The organism is Tannerella forsythia, from assembly GCF_001006485.1.
Taxonomy (GTDB): domain Bacteria; phylum Bacteroidota; class Bacteroidia; order Bacteroidales; family Tannerellaceae; genus Tannerella; species Tannerella forsythia.
In genome coordinates this window covers 1-18,113 of record NZ_JUET01000120.1, presented here as the reverse complement: position 1 = coordinate 18,113, position 18,113 = coordinate 1, and the positions used below count along the sequence as shown (strand labels likewise).

General features: G+C 48.1%; 16 protein-coding genes and 1 tRNA gene. 9 read left to right on the top strand and 8 right to left on the bottom strand.

What is annotated here, in order from left to right:
• The first annotated feature begins 100 nt into the window (after positions 1-100).
• Together Tanf_RS11515 and nagA are read left to right on the top strand one after the other, a co-directional pair.
• A complete protein-coding gene (locus tag Tanf_RS11515; RefSeq protein WP_014225691.1) occupies positions 101-1,285 on the top strand; it encodes an iron-containing alcohol dehydrogenase in 1,185 nt (394 codons plus the stop codon).
• A gap of 30 nt (positions 1,286-1,315) precedes the next feature.
• Positions 1,316-2,494 carry an N-acetylglucosamine-6-phosphate deacetylase gene (gene nagA, locus Tanf_RS11510; protein WP_161794967.1) on the top strand — a complete coding sequence of 393 codons (1,179 nt, stop codon included), beginning with the start codon at positions 1,316-1,318 and terminating at the stop codon, positions 2,492-2,494.
• A gap of 31 nt (positions 2,495-2,525) precedes the next feature.
• Here nagA and Tanf_RS11505 read toward each other — a convergent pair whose 3' ends face one another.
• A complete protein-coding gene (locus Tanf_RS11505) occupies positions 2,526-3,137 on the bottom strand; it encodes an OmpH/Skp family outer membrane protein (RefSeq protein WP_014225689.1) in 612 nt (203 codons plus the stop codon).
• A gap of 385 nt (positions 3,138-3,522) precedes the next feature.
• Between Tanf_RS11505 and Tanf_RS11495 the strand changes: the two genes are divergently transcribed.
• The 6 genes from Tanf_RS11495 (at position 3,523) to rplT (ending at position 10,285) form a co-directional block, all read left to right on the top strand.
• Positions 3,523-4,980, top strand: coding sequence for an aminoacyl-histidine dipeptidase (locus Tanf_RS11495; protein ID WP_046825967.1), 1,458 nt, complete (start codon positions 3,523-3,525; stop codon positions 4,978-4,980).
• A 49-nt stretch (positions 4,981-5,029) separates the two neighbouring features.
• Complete coding sequence (locus Tanf_RS11490; RefSeq protein ID WP_046825966.1) at positions 5,030-6,532, top strand: hypothetical protein; 1,503 nt, start codon at positions 5,030-5,032, stop codon at positions 6,530-6,532.
• Between the two features lie 427 nt (positions 6,533-6,959).
• Complete coding sequence (gene thrS / locus Tanf_RS11485; RefSeq protein ID WP_046825965.1) at positions 6,960-8,918, top strand: threonine--tRNA ligase; 1,959 nt, start codon at positions 6,960-6,962, stop codon at positions 8,916-8,918.
• A 46-nt stretch (positions 8,919-8,964) separates the two neighbouring features.
• The gene (gene infC, locus Tanf_RS11480; RefSeq protein WP_046825991.1) at positions 8,965-9,579 is read left to right on the top strand and encodes a translation initiation factor IF-3; all 615 of its coding nucleotides are present in this window, start codon (positions 8,965-8,967) and stop codon (positions 9,577-9,579) included.
• Positions 9,580-9,643: 64 nt separating this feature from the next.
• Positions 9,644-9,841 (top strand): 50S ribosomal protein L35, encoded by a 198-nt coding sequence (gene rpmI / locus Tanf_RS11475; protein WP_014225682.1) that lies wholly within the window; start codon positions 9,644-9,646, stop codon positions 9,839-9,841.
• 96 nt (positions 9,842-9,937) lie between these two features.
• Entirely contained in the window at positions 9,938-10,285 is a 348-nt protein-coding gene (gene rplT / locus Tanf_RS11470) for a 50S ribosomal protein L20 (RefSeq protein ID WP_014225681.1), read from the top strand.
• A gap of 215 nt (positions 10,286-10,500) precedes the next feature.
• Here rplT and rlmB read toward each other — a convergent pair whose 3' ends face one another.
• From rlmB to dnaN, 6 genes are read right to left on the bottom strand one after another with little or no spacing between them, the layout of a single operon-like run.
• The gene (gene rlmB, locus Tanf_RS11465) at positions 10,501-11,253 is read right to left on the bottom strand and encodes a 23S rRNA (guanosine(2251)-2'-O)-methyltransferase RlmB (RefSeq protein WP_046825964.1); all 753 of its coding nucleotides are present in this window, start codon (positions 11,251-11,253) and stop codon (positions 10,501-10,503) included.
• Positions 11,254-11,265: 12 nt separating this feature from the next.
• A complete protein-coding gene (recN, locus tag Tanf_RS11460; RefSeq protein ID WP_046825963.1) occupies positions 11,266-12,930 on the bottom strand; it encodes a DNA repair protein RecN in 1,665 nt (554 codons plus the stop codon).
• 3 nt (positions 12,931-12,933) lie between these two features.
• Positions 12,934-13,839, bottom strand: coding sequence for a type IX secretion system protein PorD (porD, locus tag Tanf_RS11455; protein WP_052449100.1), 906 nt, complete (start codon positions 13,837-13,839; stop codon positions 12,934-12,936).
• Positions 13,836-15,041 carry a bifunctional phosphopantothenoylcysteine decarboxylase/phosphopantothenate--cysteine ligase CoaBC gene (coaBC, locus tag Tanf_RS11450; RefSeq protein ID WP_046825962.1) on the bottom strand — a complete coding sequence of 402 codons (1,206 nt, stop codon included), beginning with the start codon at positions 15,039-15,041 and terminating at the stop codon, positions 13,836-13,838. Before coaBC ends, porD begins: the two co-directional genes overlap by 4 nt.
• A gap of 49 nt (positions 15,042-15,090) precedes the next feature.
• Positions 15,091-15,855, bottom strand: a complete 765-nt coding sequence (locus tag Tanf_RS11445; protein ID WP_014225676.1) for a 3'-5' exonuclease — start codon at positions 15,853-15,855, stop codon at positions 15,091-15,093.
• An 11-nt stretch (positions 15,856-15,866) separates the two neighbouring features.
• Positions 15,867-16,991 carry a DNA polymerase III subunit beta gene (dnaN, locus tag Tanf_RS11440; protein ID WP_014225675.1) on the bottom strand — a complete coding sequence of 375 codons (1,125 nt, stop codon included), beginning with the start codon at positions 16,989-16,991 and terminating at the stop codon, positions 15,867-15,869.
• 249 nt (positions 16,992-17,240) lie between these two features.
• Here dnaN and Tanf_RS11435 point away from each other — a divergent pair.
• Positions 17,241-17,327: transfer RNA gene (locus tag Tanf_RS11435), tRNA-Ser, on the top strand.
• Positions 17,328-17,420: 93 nt separating this feature from the next.
• On the opposite strand, the gene Tanf_RS14475 is transcribed toward Tanf_RS11435, so the two are convergent.
• A protein-coding gene (locus tag Tanf_RS14475; RefSeq protein WP_087879693.1) for an IS1 family transposase occupies positions 17,421-18,103 on the bottom strand; the annotation gives its coding sequence in 2 pieces (ribosomal slippage) (positions 17,421-17,776 and positions 17,776-18,103; 684 coding nt in all).
• Positions 18,104-18,113: the final 10 nt, after the last annotated feature.

The following is an 18,113-nucleotide window of genomic DNA, read 5'->3' as shown; positions in this document are numbered from 1 at the left end:
AAGGCGATAAATTGTTGAACATTATTTTAATGGATGCTGTTTGAAATTGTCGGAACTTTTGTTTAAATTTGTCTCTCCAAAAATTAAACAAGACCGCGTCATGAAAGATTTTACTTATTATGCTCCTACCGAAGTGGTATTCGGAGCAAACTCGGAAGAGAAGGTTGCGAAACTGATCAAGCGTTACGGAGGGAACAAGGTGTTGATACATTACGGAGGAGGCAGCGCCGAGCGCTCCGGTTTGCTTGGGAAAATCCGTGATCTGCTTAACGGCGAACAGATTCCTTTCGTAGAGTTGGGCGGTGTCGTGCCTAATCCCAGACTGTCGAAAGTGTACGAAGGTATCGAGCTGGGACGCAGCGAGCGGGTCGATTTTATCCTTGCCGTGGGAGGAGGAAGTGTCATCGACTCAGCCAAGGCGATTGCCTACGGACTGGCCTACGAGGGCGATGTGTGGGACTTCTTCGAGGGTAAAGCGAAAGCGCGAGCCTGCTATCCCGTGGCAGCCGTACTGACCATCCCCGCGGCCGGAAGTGAGATGAGCAGCGGAAGCGTGATCTCGAAAGAAGAAGGGGAGCTCAAGCGGGCTTACGACAGCAACTTGGGACGTTGCCGTTTTGCCATCATGAACCCGGAGCGCACCTATACGTTGCCTCCCTATCAGACAGCCTGCGGGGCGGTAGACATCATGATGCACACGATGGAGCGCTATTTCTCTCAGGACGACGATATGACGCTTACCGATACGTTGGCCGAAGGTTTGCTGCGCGTCGTCAGGGACAGTACGTTTAAGGTGCTGAACGACCCGACGAATTATCGCTATCGCGCTCAGATCATGTGGGCCAGCAGTCTTGCGCACAACGACCTAACGGGATGCGGGACAACGCCCGATTTTGCCACGCACATGCTCGAACACGAGCTGAGCGCTCTGTTCGATGTAGCTCACGGTGCGGGGCTGGCAGCCCTTTGGGGAAGTTGGGCGCGTTACACCTACCGTGAGAACGTATCCCGTTTCGTTCGGTTTGCCGTTAATGTGATGGGAATCGACAACGACTTTACCGATCCCGAAAGTACGGCGCTGGCCGGCATCAAGGCAATGGAAGACTTCTACCGGGCTATCGGCATGCCGGTGAGCATCAGAGAATTGATCGGGCGCGAAGCCACCGACGAAGAGATCCGACTGATGGCCGATAAATGCAGTCGGAACGGCAGCGTGACGGCCGGTAACTTCAAGAAACTGAATCGCGAGGATATGGAAGCCATCTACCGCATGGCCAACCAATAAACCGTCATGCACTTCAGCAACAAAATACCCATGAATATTCGGATTACTCACATCGATATTTATACCGAACAGGAAATCATCCGCGACGGAAGTCTTATGCTTTCCGACGGCGTAATTGCATCGGTCTGCCGTACTTCTGAAGAGACGGCAGACGCAACAAGGGTCATCAACGGAACCGGGCTTTCAGTGGTCCCCGGCTACATCGACGCGCATTGCCACGGCGGAGGCGGGTACGACTGTAATCAGGGAACAGAAGAAGCTGTCGTGAAGATGCGTGCATTTTACGGCAGACACGGAGTGACCACCCTCTACCCGACATTGGCAGCCGATCTGTTGCCCGAGCTTGAGCAAGGGCTGCAAGCCATCCGTTCGGTCATGCGGCAGAACCAAGCGGGAGAGACGGAGATCGCAGGCTGTCATCTCGAAGGGCCTTTCCTAAACAAGGTCTACAAAGGGAGTCAGGCCGAAGACGCTATTCTCCCCATGACAGACGATCATCTGCGGTTTTACGAAACTTACAGCGACGTCATCCGGCGCACTACCATTGCGCCCGAAGTCGGGCATAACCTCGATTATTTTCCGGCGTTGCGGGCGATGAACATCCAACTGTCGGTAGGACATAGCTGTGCGGAATACAACGAAGTGCTGGCGGCGATCGAAGCCGGAGCGACGAGTGTGACGCATCTCTACAACGCCATGTCGCAGACGAAGAAAACGGGACCCTTCCGCATCGGCGGTGTCGTTGAAGCGGCATTGACGCAAGACGCGCTGTATGCCGAAATCATCTGCGACGGCTATCACTTGCCCAACGAACTGATTCAGATTGCCTATCGCTGCAAAGGGGCGGACAGACTTTCGGTCTGTTCCGATGCCAGCAGAGCGGCCGGCGTCGTGACGCATGGCGACACGATCCATTCGTGCGGAGAGACGTATGTGGTCGAAAACGGCGTTGTCATGAACAGTACACGCACCTCATTAGCCTCGTCGATCACTCCGGTCGACAAGATGGTTCGTCATCTCATCTTCAACGTCGGACTTCCCGCCATCGATGTTGTCAGGATGACGAGCGGCACGACTGCCAAAATGATGGGAATTTTCGACCGCAAAGGCTCCATTGCTGTCGGCAAAGACGCCGATATCAACATCGTCGATGCGCAGTTTAACGTCGTAAAAACCTTCTGTAAAGGAGTGCCGGTAGGTGGAGAGTAGGTTTTCCGATTTTGTCTTCGGGCCTCTTTCTTTACTTTGCGCCCGAATACCGTTTGTTCAGGTATTCCACAATTTCGTTGGTAATATTGTAAGCATCGTCTGCCAGAAAGATCGGGCTACCGGCCGTATTACTGAAAATAATCTGGTAGCCCTTGCCCTGATTATATTGTTTCAGATAATGGACTACCGTGTCGCGCAGTTGCTCATTCATAGCTTGGGTCTGCTCCATCAACTCTTGTGTCAGTCGGCTGTCAAGTTCCTGCAATTCCTGTTGCTTTTTCATCAGACGTTGCTGTTCCTGCTCTGCCCGTTCGCGCGTAGCAAAAGCTCCGTTCTGCAATTTGTACTGAAATTCTTCGGCTTCCGATTGCAGACTACGCGCTTTCTGTGTGTAGTTGGCACGTGCATTCTCCTGTTTTTTCAGGATTTGCTCGTTCAGATCGATGGAAAAATTGTACTTCAGCAATAATGAATCTACATTAATATATGCCACCGGAAATCCGGCAATCTGTTCGCCCGACTCGGCCGTCGCACTCCTCATGGCGGGAGTATTGCTCTTTTTTCCGGAGAAATACATTACAAACAGGATAATCACAGCAATTGCGAGAATCCCTTGAATCACATAGTTTACATTATTCTTCATATATCAGCCAAAATTTAGTTTATATTCATTTCTTTCATGCGCTCTGCAAGGTTTTTATGGTGTAGAGCTTGCCGGTCTTGTGTTTTCGCACAACATATTCCCTGCTTGCGCAAAGCAGGGCTGCTGTCGATGTGTGTATTCGGAAAATGTCCGTCCTTTTTTATAATGACCCTTATACAGAGCAGAACGAGACAAATAGTCAAAATAATAATTGCTGTTCCTATTGTTAGCGTGATAAACATTTTTCTTATCTTTGTGGACGCAAAGATACAAGTTTCGCCAAATAGAACATTCCTTTTTGCGAATAATTCTGTCTTTTTTCTGTTTGATGCTCGTATCTTTAATAATATCAACGGTTTAATACAATGTATAAAGAATTAAAAACATGAAGACAATTTTAGATTTACAACCTGCCATTGTGTGGAAGTATTTTTACGAAATTACTCAAGTGCCTCGCCCATCGAAGAAGGAGGGGAAAATCATTCGGTATCTGGAAAACTTTGCCGACCAACACCATCTCCCGCTCAAGAAAGACGCCGTCGGAAATATCCTGATCTCAAAGGCTGCTACGCCCGGATATGAACAGCTGCCGACGGTTGTGCTACAGTCGCACATGGACATGGTTTGTGAAAAAAACAACGACGTTGTGCATGATTTTGATAATGACCCGATAGAAACGGTGGTCGACGGAGAATGGTTACGTGCGAAAGGGACGACGTTGGGGGCCGACAACGGAATCGGCATGGCGGCCGAATTAGCGTTATTAGCTTCGGACAATATCGAGCATGGCCCAATCGAATGCCTGTTTACGGTTGACGAAGAGACTGGCCTGACAGGAGCTGCAGCGTTAGCCGAAGGCTTTATGACCGGAAGAATCCTGCTCAACCTCGACAGCGAAGACGAAGGGCAGCTCTTTATGGGATGTGCCGGCGGTAAAGGAACGGTAGCGACATTTACGTACGAACCGGCATCTGTACCGGCTTCGTTACAGTATTTTAAGATTGTTGTTACGGGGCTGAACGGCGGGCATTCGGGAGGTGATATTCACAAACAACTCGGGAATGCCAACAAACTCATGGCGCGTTTCCTTTATACATTGAACAAGAAATTTGACTTTGTGCTTGCTGCTGTCGAAGGAGGGAACCTGCATAATGCGATTGCTCGTGAGGCTTATGCCGTTATCGGGCTGAAAGGGGAAGACCGCGAGCAGGTGCGTGTTTTATTGAACCGTTTTCAGGCTGATGTGGAGAACGAACTCAAACACGTCGACCCGAATGTGCGCATGACCATGGAGACGGTCGAAGTCCCAAAGACATGTATGCCGAAAGAAATGGCTACGCGATTGATTCGTTCGTTGCTGGCTTGTCCGCACGGAGTGATGGGGATGAGCCAGGATATCGAAGGATTGGTGGAAACATCGACTAACTTGGCATCGGTAAAAATGCCGGAGAATGGCAAGATCGTCGTAGGCACAAGCCAGCGCAGCTCGCTCGAGTCGGCAAAGAATGCCGTGGCTGATCAGGTGGCTGCCGTATTCCTGCTGGCCGATGCCGAAGTACAGCATGGAGAAGGGTATCCTGGATGGGCGCCGAACCCGAAGTCGGAAATTTTGAAGGTGGCGCAGGAAACGTATCGCAAACTGTTCGGCAAGGATGCACAGATTATGGCCATTCACGCCGGATTGGAGTGCGGATTGTTCCTCGAAAAGTATCCCTATCTGGATATGATCTCTTTCGGCCCAACGTTGCGCGATGTACATTCGCCTACCGAGCGGATTGAAATCGCCACAGTCGATTTGTGGTGGAAACATTTACTTGAGGTGTTGAAAAACATTCCGGCATAAAATATTCCGCGCAAAAAGGCGTTCTATTACGGTAGAATGCTAAGAAACAGTGGAGAAAAAAATTATCATTTTTTGTTTGTTTATCGGGTTGTTTATCAACCTGACAGTCGGCTGTGAAGGGGTGGACGATTATTCGACCAACCCCGACCTCCGACTTGATTTTTCGACCGATACGCTTTCGTTCGATACCGTATTTACCACGATCGGTTCGGCCACGAAGCACTTCAAGGTCTATAACCCGCACAACGAGAATCTGCGTATTGAGTCAGTGGTGCTTGCTAATCCCGGAAAGAGCGGATTCCGTATCAATGTAGACGGACGAAAAGGCAGTTCGTTTCGTGATATTGACATCTGGAAGCGAGACAGCCTTTACATACTTGTCGAGGTGACGGTGGATCCGAACAACTCCGACCAACCGATGATTGTCGAAGATTCCATACTGTTCTATACGAATGGCGTCAGACAATCCGTACTGTTACAGGCTTGCGGGCAGGATGTACATCTGCTTAAAGGTGGGGTGACGTACACCGAGAATACGACGCTCACAGCCGATCGCCCATATCTTATCTACGATAGCTTGGTCGTTGCCGAAGGGGTGACAGCCACATTGCAGCCAGGTGTCACACTGTATTTCCATAAACATGCCAGCCTCATCGTCTTGGGTAACATCAAAGCCAAAGGAACGCTTGAGAAGCCCATTGTTTTTCGCGGCGACCGCTTAGACAGTATCTATGCCAATGTCACATTGGCCTACGACCGCATACCCGGACAATGGGATGGTATTTATTTCGGGGCATCAAGCTTTGATAACGAGTTTGAACAAGTGATTGTGAAAAATACGACTTCCGGGTTGTTTTTCCACGAATCGACACCGGATAACCTGAAAATCCGCATCCACAACTCACAGATCACGAACAGTCAAGGCAGCTTGCTGACAGCCGTTAACTGTCGCATCGAAGCGTCGAACAGTGAATTTACGAACGCGGCCGAGAACACGGTCTGTCTCATTGGCGGTTTCTACCAATTCACGCATTGCACGATAGCGAACTACATGAAGCTGGCGCCACGTAAACGGGTGGCAGCGCTGGTACTTTCCGATACGGCGAAAATTAATAATCGATCGGTGCATCTTCCGATACGGCAGGCCGCTTTCGACAACTGCATCGTCGACGGAAGCCTGCATGACGATACGACGAAACTTTACCGGGGCGAAATCGCATTTTTCACGAAAGAAAACCGTCCCGAAGGCGGAGATGGATTCAACTATCGTTTCAACGCATGCCTTATCCAGACGAAAAAAATAACGGATAACTCGCGTTTCGTTCAGTGCATCTTCAACCGGAAGCCAACTTATATCCGGACAGGCGGCGAGGATCATGCCTATGCGTTTGACTTTCGGCTGGCGAATCAATCCGTTGGAATCAGCGGAGCTGACCGGACCATAACGGCTTTGTATCCGACCGACCGCCATGGAGTTGACCGTTTGAATAACCATACCGGCCCTTCAATCGGCGCTTACGAATACGTCTACCAAAAAGAAAAGGAGAATTGATTCACGAAACAGATTCATATTCTTTTGTGTAGGATTCTAACCGAGCGAATCATTTTTAGATGGATATACGGGCATTCATTTATTGAATACTTACTTATGTAATGTTCATATACAGCCGGAAGTTTATGTGCATACGGATGTGCATGAAATCCGTACTAAAATCGATCACGCTTTATGAAGCATCGTGTATCCACAATCCAAGACATAGATGAAGCCACGGTCTAGCGTATGAAAATTGAAGTAATTAGTGGATATTTTAAGTTGGTGTTGGCTTAAGGCGTGTGCAATAAAAGACTTGCTTCTTGCCAATAAAGAAGGATATACGGTAAAATCGGGCATAAAAGAATTTTTTTGAAGGCAGGAAATTAAAGATTCTGCAAAAAATAGTTACCTTTGTGCCCTAATTTCAGATTCTCAGTAAAAAACAATGATAAAAATTACATTTCCGGATCAGTCTGTCAAGGAATTTGCAGAAGGTACGACTCCGATGGAGATTGCAAAAAATATCAGCCCTCGTTTGGCACAGGAAGTATTGGCAGCCAAAGTAAACGGAGAAGTGTGGGATTTAACGCGTCCGCTTATGCACGACACGGCGATACAGCTTTTGAAGTGGGATGATGAAGACGGTAAGCATGCTTACTGGCATTCGAGCGCCCACCTGATGGCCGAGGCTCTACAACAACTCTATCCGAACGTCAAGTTTGGCATCGGGCCGGCTATCGAAAACGGATTTTATTACGATATCGATTTGGGAGACGATGTCATCACCGATAATGATTTTGCGAAGATCGAAGCCAAAATGATGGAGCTGGCCGGCAAAGGAGAAGCGATTCAGCGGACAAACATCTCCAAGGCAGACGCTATGAAAATGTTCGGCGATCGCGGAGAAGTCTACAAGACGGAGCTTATTAGTGAGCTGGAAGACGGACAGATATCGACCTATACACAAGGTACGTTTACCGACTTGTGTCGGGGGCCGCACCTGCCTAATACATCGTATATCAAGGCTGTTAAAATAACAAGTGTCGCCGGCGCGTATTGGCGTGGCGACGAAAAACGGAAGCAACTCGTGCGTCTCTACGGGATCACGTTCCCCAAGAAAAAGATGCTCGACGAATATCTAACGATGATGGAAGAGGCGAAGAAGCGCGACCATCGTAAAATAGGACGTGAGTTGGAATTGTTTGCTTTCTCGTCTGCTGTCGGTTCGGGTTTGCCGTTGTGGTTACCGCGTGGTACCCAGTTACGCCTCAGGCTTGAAGATTTCTTGAAACGCATCCAGAAAAAGTATGGATATCAGCAGGTCATGACCCCGCATATCGGAGGTAAATTATTATATGTAACTTCCGGACATTATGCCAAATACGGCAAAGACTCGTTTCAACCTATCCACACGCCGCAGGAAGGTGAAGAATTTTTGCTGAAACCGATGAATTGTCCGCATCATTGCGAAATTTATAAAATCACTCAGCATTCTTACAAAGACCTGCCGTTACGTCTGGCAGAATTTGGTACGGTTTATCGTTACGAACAGAGCGGTGAATTGCACGGTCTGACAAGGGTGCGCGGATTCACGCAGGATGATGCCCATATCTTCTGTCGCCCGGATCAGTTGAAGGATGAGTTTTTGAAAGTAATGGATATCATTTTTATTATTTTCAAAGCGCTCGACTTCGAGAATTTCGAAGCACAGATTTCGCTGCGTGATCCGAAGAATAGAGAAAAATATATCGGTTCGGACGAGCATTGGGAAAAAGCCGAACGCGCCATTATCGAGGCTTGCGAAGAAAAAGGACTGCCGGCGAAAGTGGAACTGGGAGAGGCCGCTTTTTATGGTCCGAAGCTCGACTTTATGGTAAAAGATGCCATCGGTCGCCGCTGGCAGTTAGGTACCATACAGGTAGATTATAACTTACCCGAGCGTTTCGAACTGGAATATACGGGCGACGACAATCAGAAGCACCGTCCGGTTATGATTCACCGTGCTCCTTTCGGATCGATCGAACGCTTTGTGGCTGTCTTGATTGAGCATACGGGAGGTAAATTCCCGTTGTGGCTGACACCCGATCAGGCGGTGGTACTGCCTATCGGAGAGCGCTTTAATGACTATGCACATCAGGTTGCCAGAGAATTGGAACAGCACGATATCCGTGTGCTTGTAGACGACCGTAATGAAAAGATCGGTCGGAAAATCCGTGACAATGAGCTGAAACGAATCCCTTACATGCTGATTGTTGGTGAGAAAGAACAAGAAAATAACGAAATATCGATAAGAAAACAAGGAGAAGGCGATCAGGGTACGATGAAAATTGCTACCTTTGCCGCGCAAATCACTGCCGAAGTAGGCGATATGATGAACCGGTGGGAGAAAGAACAAAGAAATTGATACGATAGAAAAGGAGGATTTTTATTATTTGGACAATCAAAAGAAGATGAAAAACGACAGACTGAAGGAGCAATACCGGATTAATGAACGTATTCGGGTGCCCGAAGTTCGCTTAGTCGGTGATAATGTAACTCAAGGGGTATATCCTATCGAGAGGGCTTTACAGATCGCCGAAGCCCAAGAGATGGATTTAGTAGAGATTTCACCGAATGCCGATCCTCCGGTATGTAGAATCACCGATTATCAGAAGTTTCTCTATCAACAAAAGAAGCGACAGAAAGAACAGAAGGCAAAATCGGTGAGAGTTGTCGTGAAAGAGATTCGGTTTGGGCCGCAAACAGACGACCACGATTACAATTTCAAGTTGCGTCACGCCAAAGAGTTTTTGGGAGAAGGAGCCAAAGTGAAAGCTTATGTGTTTTTCAAGGGACGCTCCATTCTTTTCAAGGAACAGGGTGAAGTGCTTCTGTTACGGTTTGCCAACGATTTGGAGGAATACGGAAAATTAGAGCAGATGCCGGTGCTGGAAGGAAAGCGTATGACGATCATGCTCAGCCCGAAGAAGAGCAGTAGCTCGGCTAAGCAGGCCTCAACCAAGGCGACAGGAACTACGCCTCCGTCAAAACCTGCCGAAATGGCCTCCAAAGAGCAATCCGTTTGAAAAAAGTAAGATAAACTTGTATTTACATATTTATATTAACAACTTAACAATTTAAAAAAGAGTTATGCCAAAGATGAAGACTAATTCCGGTGCCAAAAAGAGGTTCGCCCTTACCGGAACAGGGAAAATCAAAAGAAAACATGCTTTTAAGAGTCATATTCTGACGAAGAAGACGAAAAAGCAAAAACGAAACCTGACCGCGACCGGTTTGGTAGACAGTGCGAATGTACGTAGTGTGAAGGAAATGCTTTGCATGAAATAAATCAGGAGCAAGAGATTATTCATTATTTTATTAACCGAATGTTTAGCTCCCAAGATCATCTGAAAAGGTGGCGCTGACATTCAAAAATTCAAAATTATGCCAAGATCAGTAAATCATGTTGCTTCAAGAGCAAAAAGAAAACGGATTCTGAAACTTACGAGAGGGTATTATGGAGCTCGTAAAAACGTATGGACAGTTGCTAAAAATACGTGGGAGAAAGGGTTGACCTATGCTTTCCGTGATCGTCGTAACAAGAAACGTAATTTCCGCGCATTGTGGATACAGCGTATCAATGCTGCCGCACGTCTGGAAGGACTGTCGTATTCTCGCCTGATGGGAGGATTGCGCGAAGCCGGAATCGAAATCAACCGGAAGGTGCTGGCCGACTTGGCCGTGAATCATCCCGAAGCATTTAAGGCTGTGGTCAATAAAGTCACCAAATAACATGTGACATTACTCTTAGTCTATTTTGTAATAAGAAGAGGGTGTATCAAAACGTAATGTTTTTATACACCCTTTTTGGTTTAATTGGTATGTTGTATTGTCTAATGAGGTTTCACGGACTTGTCATATAGATTTTTTTACGAAGTGCAATGCAAGGAGAAATGCTTGCCGTGAGAAGTCAGTCAAAATCATAGCATTCAAAGCACGTATTGTACCTATGAAGAAGCGTCGTGCAGGCCTTGTTGTCGGAGTGCTTCAAAGAGTATCACTCCCGTAGCGACTGACACGTTGAGCGAGGCGATGGAGCCGGTCTGCGGGATCCGGATCATCTCATCACAAATGCGCAGGTTCGTTGCCGAAACCCCCGTATCTTCGGCGCCCATGACAAAGGCTACCGGTCCGTCGTACATCACCTCGGTATAACTTGCCGAGGCCTTTTCGGTAGCGGCAAACACCTTCACCCCGCTGTCTTTCAAAAAACGGATGGCTTGATGAATGGTGCGCTCCTTGCATACGGGCAACACGTTGAGCGCCCCGGCCGAAGTCTTCATCGCATCGGCCGTGACCGAAACGCTCCCTTCCGAGGGGATGACCAGCGCATCGACCCCGGCACACTCGCATGTGCGGGCTATCGCCCCGAAATTGCGCACGTCGGTCACTCCGTCGAGCAACACGATGAACGGGTCTCGCCCCTGCTCGAACACAAAAGGGATGAGGTCTTCGAGCCGGTGATACGTCACGGCCGAGACAAACGCGATTACCCCTTGATGGTTCTTCCGCGTGATGCGGTTCAACCGCTCCACCGGCACACGTTGCACCGGCACCATCCGCCCTTTGAGCAGCTCGCCCAGCTCGCGGATCAGGTCGCCCTGCAAGTCTTTTTTCACCATAATCTTGTCTACCTCGCGGCCGGCCTGTATCGCCTCCATCACGGCACGAATGCCGAATATCATGTCTTTATCGCTCATCTCTCTTTCGGTTTATTTTTCTTTTTGCAACAACGCCTTCGCGTTCGCCACGGCGGCGTCGGTCAGCGACGATCCGCTGAGCATCCGCGCCACTTCGTTGACGCGCTCTTCGGTCGTCAGCCGACGGATACGTGTCAATGTCCGTTCGGCCGTATCTTCCTTATAGACGAAATAATGCGCCCGTCCTTTGGCCGCGATCTGCGGCAGGTGCGTAATCGTAATCACCTGCATCTTTTGCCCGAGGTCTTGCATGATATCAGCCATTTTGTCGGCGATTTCGCCCGATACGCCCGTATCGATCTCGTCGAAGATGATGGCCGGCAACGCGGCAAAACCGGCTATCATGGCTTTGATGCACAACATCAGACGGGAGATTTCCCCCCCCGAAGCCGTCTGCGCCACCGGTTTGAGCGCCTCGTTCTTATTGGCCGAAAAGAGGAAACGAACCTCGTTCATCCCGTCGGCCGACGGTTTTTCTTTCGGCAAAAGCTCGATCTCGAAGCGAGTATTGGGAATACCCAGCAGTACCATCCGGTCGACAAGCTGCTGCTCTATCTCGGTAGCCGCCTCATGGCGGCGAGCCGTCAACGCGCCGGCCTGTACCATCAACGCTTCGTAAATCGTTTCGCGCTGCTTCGTAAGCGTCTCCATCTGCTCATCGAACGAATCGATGGCCGAGAGTTGCGTCGTAAACTGCTGCTGTAACGCCAGCAGCTCCTCGACCGACGACACACGGTGTTTCTGCTGCAACGAATAAATCGTGTTAAGCCGCTCGTTGACCCACTCCAAACGGTTCGGATCGAACTCCACGTCTTCCTTCAGCACATCCGTCTCCGACGCCAGATCGGCCATATCCGTCCATGCCGAACGCAAGCGATCTGCAAAATCTTTCGCCTTCGGGAAATACGCCTCTAACGCCTCGACGTCATGAAGCGCCTCTTTCAGCTGCTGCACCACGCCCCTCTCCTCTCCGATCAGATTGTCGGTGACTTTATACAACGCCGACTTAATTTCTTCCGTATGCGAGAGCGTTTCCAGCTCAGCCTCCAACTCTTCCTGCTCGCCGGCCGTCAACTGTGCCGCCCGTAATTCTTCGACCTGAAAACGCAGATAATCCTCGTCCTGCCGGTTCTTGGTTGCCAACGCCTCCAACTCATCCAATTGCCGCACGACGGATTGATAACGGTCATACTCTCGCCGGTAAGCGACCAACAAAGGCTCCGTTTTGGCCATGATATCGACGACGTTCATTTGAAACTGCGTATCGACCAGCAAGAGATTCTGATGCTGCGAATGCACGTCGATCAGTCGGTCGCCCAAAGCCTTAAGTACCGAGAGCGGAGTCGGCGTATCGTTGATGAATGCGCGTGACTTGCCGCTGCTCATTAGCTCGCGCCGCAAAATGCAATTCTTTGCATCGTATTCCAAGTCATGCGACAGAAAAAAGTCTTCGAGCTGATAAGCCGAGACATCAAACACGGCCTCAACCACACATTTATCGGCGCCGGACTGAATACTTTTCGAATCGGCACGTTGCCCCAGCACAAGGCCCAATGCTCCGAGGATAATCGACTTTCCGGCTCCCGTTTCACCGGTCACGACCGAAAAGCCCTCGTCAAAGCGGATATGGAGTTCGTCTATCAAGACGAAGTTTCGTATAAAAAGCGATTGAAGCATAGGTTAATTTCTAAGTGATTCGAGCCGGTTCGTCTGGCCCGGATAAAGATTCGACAAGGTTTTATAACCGGTTTGTTTCTCCTGCGTCGTGGCTTTGGAGTAGATGGCTACCAGCTCATCTAATTTCGTATCGGAGAAAACTTGCAGCAAAATCGAATTGGGCCGTGCACTCTTGAGCGCTGTCAAAGCGGGTAAGGCCTCAAGGATATTCGTCCGTCCGCGATCGGCATTTGCCGCCATCTCATCAAGCCCTTTGCGGTGATAATCGTACCAGAATTGACGGTATCCTTCGCTCTGATTCTCAGTCAGCGCCGTAATCAGCGCGTGACGGTTGCGATCATTCTCAAATGCTTTCCAGCCGTTCCACGACGGTTCGGACTGCGCCAACGTCAGAATCTGCTGCGCTTGCTGGAAAAAGACACTCCCGCCCTTGGGCGAAAAGCCGTCAAAATCGATTCCCAGAATCACATATATATAAAACACAATGGTTGCTGTCAGATTGCTTTGCAAGGTTGTTTCGGAATATTCCAACGGTTCCATTTCAGTATATTGGAAATCAAGTTGCGTGTCGCGGAAGTTAAAAATCGTGGTTGTGTAAGACGAATTGTAAACCGGACGACGCGCCTGAACTTGCAGCTCGCAACTGAACCTGTTATCTTCGAGCGTGTTGACAATCATCGTAAATGCGCAGTCAATCCGCTCATTGGGCGAAAACTTGGCGTTCGTCCATTTCTTATTATTGATAAACTCATTCAAGGCCCTCTGCAAGGTGTTAAAAACTTCCTTGTTCGTGCCCTGTATTTTACTGCTGTTAATAGACAACTTCGCATTCAGCTCGGATACTTGCGACCAACTGCTTAACGCCATCATTGCCAGCAGACAGACAAGCCACTTCGTTCTTTTGTTCATCTTTTTGTTATTAACGTTTTCAGACAATCTAAGATGTCGTCGGCCACGGCTTTTTTATCTTTCAACGGAAAATCGGTCATTTGCCCTTCGCGATCGATCACGGTGATTTTATTCGTATCGCACGCGAAACCGGCCCCTTCTTCCCGAAGCGAGTTCAGCACAATCATGTCGAGATGTTTTCGTGTCAACTTCTCTTTCGCATGTGCCACGCCGTCGTTCGTTTCCAAGGCAAAGCCCACCAAATACTGTCCCGTACGCTTCTTTTCACCCAAGGTGGCCGCAATATCCCTGTTACGCACCAATGATAACGAGAGCACCTCCTGCCCCTCGCGTTTGATCTTCTGCGCCGCCTGCTCTGCCGGACGATAATCAGCTACCGCTGCCGAAAGGATTGCAATCTCCGCATCCGAGAAAGCCGACACTGCCAACTCATACATCTCATCGGCCGACTCAACATCTGTCCGGAGAATGCGGGGGTGATCCACCTTCAGTGAGACTGGCCCGGTGATCAATCGTACCTTCGCGCCTCTTCGTGCACATGCCTCGGCCAACGCAAATCCCATCTTTCCCGAAGAGTAGTTGCCGATAAAACGTACGGGATCGATCTTTTCGTACGTGGGTCCCGCCGTGATCAGGATCGTTTTCCCCTGTAAATCGTTCGAGGAAGCAAAGAAAGCAGACAGCACACGGATAATCTCGTCGGGGTCCTGCATCCGTCCTTTGCCAACCAACCGGCTGGCCAACTCACCTTCGCTCGGCTCAATGATACGGTTGCCGTACGAACGTAATCGAGCCAGATTTTGCTGTGTCGATGGATGGGCAAACATATCCAAGTCCATCGCCGGAGCGATAAAAACAGGCGCCTTGCACGAGAGGTACGTCGTCACCAGCATATTATCCGCCACCCCGTTCGCCATCTTTCCGATCGTCGAAGCCGTAGCCGGAGCGATAAGCATCGCATCGGCCCACAGTCCCAAATCGACGTGACTGTTCCACGAGCCGTCGCGGTTGGAGAAAAACTCACTGATTACCGGCTTACGGCTCAAGGTGGCCAAGGTCAGAGGCGTGACAAACTCTTTCGCCGCCGGTGTCATCACCACCTGTACCTCCGCTCCATCTTTTACCAAAGCACGAATCAGATATGCAGCCTTATAGGCAGCAATACTGCCTGTGATGCCCAAGATGATTTTTTTCCCTCGCATACGTTTACAACGAACAGTTTCGCTTCTTATTATCTTTGTCCGTGATTTGTCACTGCTTCATCCTCATCCGGATTTCTGTCAGTTTCTGCTTCGTGTTCAGCGGAAAATCACCTCCGATGATCCATGCATAGTAACTCGGGTCAAGTTGTAACACCTCCGTCACCAGACGTCCTTTATACTTCCCGAAGTTGATCATTTCTTCTCCTTTGTCGTTATAAATCATCCGTCCGGCAAAATCGACATTGTTCGTAAAACTCGAATATTCGGATAGAAATTTCATATCGTTCTTCAAATCGGGATAGCGGTCTAACTGTGCTTTCAATACCTCATACGTCGCTTTCGTGTCGGCTTCGGCGCTATGGGCATCATCCAACTCTTTATCACAGTAAAATTTGTAGGCGGCCTGCAGAGTGCGCTGCTCCATCTTATGAAAGATGGTCTGTACGTCGATAAACTTACGTTTGGATAAATCAATGTTCACATTCGCACGCAAAAATTCTTCGGCCAGCAGTGGAATATCAAAGCGGTTCGAATTAAATCCGGCCAAGTCACATCCTTCGATCTGCGACGCCAATGATTTGGCAATCTCTTTAAACGTCGGACAATCCTTCACATCCTCGTCTGTGATGCCATGTATAGCCGTGGCTTCGAGAGGAATAGGAATCTCCGGATTGATGCGGCGGGTTTTTCCCTCTTCTTTTCCGTTCGGCGAGATTTTTAAATACGAGATTTCTACAATCCGGTCTTTACAGATGTTCACACCGGTAGTCTCCAAATCGAAAAACACCAGCGGGTTTGCTAAATTGAGTTGCATGCATTTGCTATTTAATCGTTCAAGACCATTGGCATGAGCAACATCAGCAGTTCCTCCTCCGGTTCATTCTCTACAGGCACAACCACGCCGGCGCGAGACGGATCAGCCAATTCCAGCACAATCTCACCTGAATTAATGTTACTTAAGATCTCGATCAAAAAAGTTCCTTTAAATCCGATGCTCAAATCCATTCCTTCATATTGACACATCACTCGTTCTTCGGCCGAAGTGGAAAAGTCTATGTCTTGTGCCGAGATCATCATGGCATCTTTTAAAAGTTGTAACTTAACCAAACCGCTGGCAGGGTTGGAAGAAACGGATACGCGTTTCAAGGCCATCAGCAACGACACGCGATCGACCGTTACTTTGTTGGGATTATCTTGTGGAATCACACTGTTGTAGTTCGGGTAACGTCCTTCGATCAAACGGCAAACCATCTCGAAGTTAACCGTCTTTACGTATGCATTATTTTCATCGAACGCTATCTTGACCGGATCGGTATTCTTAGGCAATAAAGCCTTCAACAAATTCGCCGGCTTCTTCGGCAAAATAAACGAGGCACGCCCTTCCGACCTGACAGCCAGATTACGTAACCGTACCAGTTTATGACCATCCGAAGCGACAAACGTCAGATTATCGGTTTGAATATCAAAATAGATTCCGTTCATCACCGGACGAAGTTCGTCGTCGGCCGTAGCAAAAAACGCCCGTCCGATCCCGTTCAATAATACCTGCGATTCCATAGTGAAGCCCATAGCATTTTCACTCAACGGTTTTTGTTGGGGATATGTATCACCACGCTGGCCGATAAACTCATACTTCCCGTTTTCGTAACGCACAATCGTCGACAAATTATCATCGTTGATCTCAAACACAAGCGGTTGTTCCGGCAATTCTTTCAATGGCTCTAAGAGAATCTTGGCAGAAACAGCAAACAGACCGCTTCCGTTGGCATTCATCACATCGACGGTTGTTACCAGACGAGTTTCTACATCCGAGGCCGTAATCGTCAACTTATTCCCCTCCAATTGGAACAAGAAACTGTCTAAGATAGGCAACGTATTTTTCGAAGCAATCACTTTACTGATCGACTGCAAGCGTGTCAACAACGCGGAACTTGATACATCAAATTTCATAAAGGTTTATATTTTCTTATAAATTAATATTCTTTTGTCTGTTTGATAAGTCGAGCAAAAATAGTAAAACTTTTACATTCTCCACTCTAAAAAGCGCAAAATAATGAAGAGTCTTTCGGACACAGTAAAAAAGCTGTAAGAAAAGCGCAAATTTCAGAAAGCCTCAAAAATATCCCGACGAGTAAGTTTATTCGTTTTTTTGTATTTTCTGAAAAACATCTTATCTTTGCGCGTCCTTTAAAAAAGGAAGGAAAGCTGCCAGAGTGGTCGAATGGGCCGCACTCGAAATGCGGTGTACGGGTAACTGTACCGGGGGTTCGAATCCCTCGCTTTCCGCCGGAAGGTTAAGTCAAAAGAAGACAAGATTAAGCCAAGCCCTTCAAGTTCAGTGAATTTGAAGGGCTTTTTCTATATATATTGTCGGTATTGTTAAACACATATAGCTAGCTCGTTGTTTAGTTTTAGAAAAAGTAATTTTAGGGATTTTTCTATCATATGTTTTGCCTTACTATAACACTTCCCTTTTCGTTTGAACCTTGCTAAATAATGCCTTATTCTGCTATTATAACCTTCGACTGTATAAGTTTCTGCCTTCGTTTGAATGTGTTTTACATTAGGAAGAAATTCCTTATAGCTCTTCCAATAGTCAGAATAATACACAGATGCAGGAATGTTTTTTATCTTCTTCCAAAGCTTCATCCCCGTATCTGTGCTTCTGTCCCCACAGACAAAAGAGATAAATCGTTTTCCAAATCGATCAACAGCAATCCATACCCAACAGTAGTTTTTTTTGAACCTATATATGTGTGCATCTCATCTAATTCAACAACTGAAACAGGTCCCTCTTTTTGTGGTAAAGCCACCCTTTCACCCCATTCTTTTACCCAATAGTAAACAATTGTATGACTTATTTTCAATATGCGTCCGATTGCTCTAAAACCTAAGCCCTCCAAGTACATCTCCAAAGCTAATCTACGAGTAGCAGCTGATTTTGTATTAGATTTCTGTTGAACAGTATAACGATAATGACAATCTTTACAATAATGGCGCTGACGACCACCGACAATGCCATCTTTACGATGATTTATGCTTCCACATCTTGGACAATCCATAGTTTTTTTT

What these genes read in the sequence shown, in the direction of transcription:
- Tanf_RS11515 (WP_014225691.1), top strand. Translation starts at nt 101, where the DNA reads ATGAAAGATTTTACTTATTATGCTCCTACCGAAGTGGTATTCGGAGCA.
- nagA (WP_161794967.1), top strand. Translation starts at nt 1,316, where the DNA reads ATGAATATTCGGATTACTCACATCGATATTTATACCGAACAGGAAATC.
- Tanf_RS11505 (WP_014225689.1), bottom strand. Translation starts at nt 3,137, where the DNA reads ATGAAGAATAATGTAAACTATGTGATTCAAGGGATTCTCGCAATTGCT.
- Tanf_RS11495 (WP_046825967.1), top strand. Translation starts at nt 3,523, where the DNA reads ATGAAGACAATTTTAGATTTACAACCTGCCATTGTGTGGAAGTATTTT.
- thrS (WP_046825965.1), top strand. Translation starts at nt 6,960, where the DNA reads ATGATAAAAATTACATTTCCGGATCAGTCTGTCAAGGAATTTGCAGAA.
- infC (WP_046825991.1), top strand. Translation starts at nt 8,965, where the DNA reads ATGAAAAACGACAGACTGAAGGAGCAATACCGGATTAATGAACGTATT.
- rpmI (WP_014225682.1), top strand. Translation starts at nt 9,644, where the DNA reads ATGCCAAAGATGAAGACTAATTCCGGTGCCAAAAAGAGGTTCGCCCTT.
- rplT (WP_014225681.1), top strand. Translation starts at nt 9,938, where the DNA reads ATGCCAAGATCAGTAAATCATGTTGCTTCAAGAGCAAAAAGAAAACGG.
- rlmB (WP_046825964.1), bottom strand. Translation starts at nt 11,253, where the DNA reads ATGAGCGATAAAGACATGATATTCGGCATTCGTGCCGTGATGGAGGCG.
- recN (WP_046825963.1), bottom strand. Translation starts at nt 12,930, where the DNA reads ATGCTTCAATCGCTTTTTATACGAAACTTCGTCTTGATAGACGAACTC.
- porD (WP_052449100.1), bottom strand. Translation starts at nt 13,839, where the DNA reads ATGAACAAAAGAACGAAGTGGCTTGTCTGTCTGCTGGCAATGATGGCG.
- coaBC (WP_046825962.1), bottom strand. Translation starts at nt 15,041, where the DNA reads ATGCGAGGGAAAAAAATCATCTTGGGCATCACAGGCAGTATTGCTGCC.
- Tanf_RS11445 (WP_014225676.1), bottom strand. Translation starts at nt 15,855, where the DNA reads ATGCAACTCAATTTAGCAAACCCGCTGGTGTTTTTCGATTTGGAGACT.
- dnaN (WP_014225675.1), bottom strand. Translation starts at nt 16,991, where the DNA reads ATGAAATTTGATGTATCAAGTTCCGCGTTGTTGACACGCTTGCAGTCG.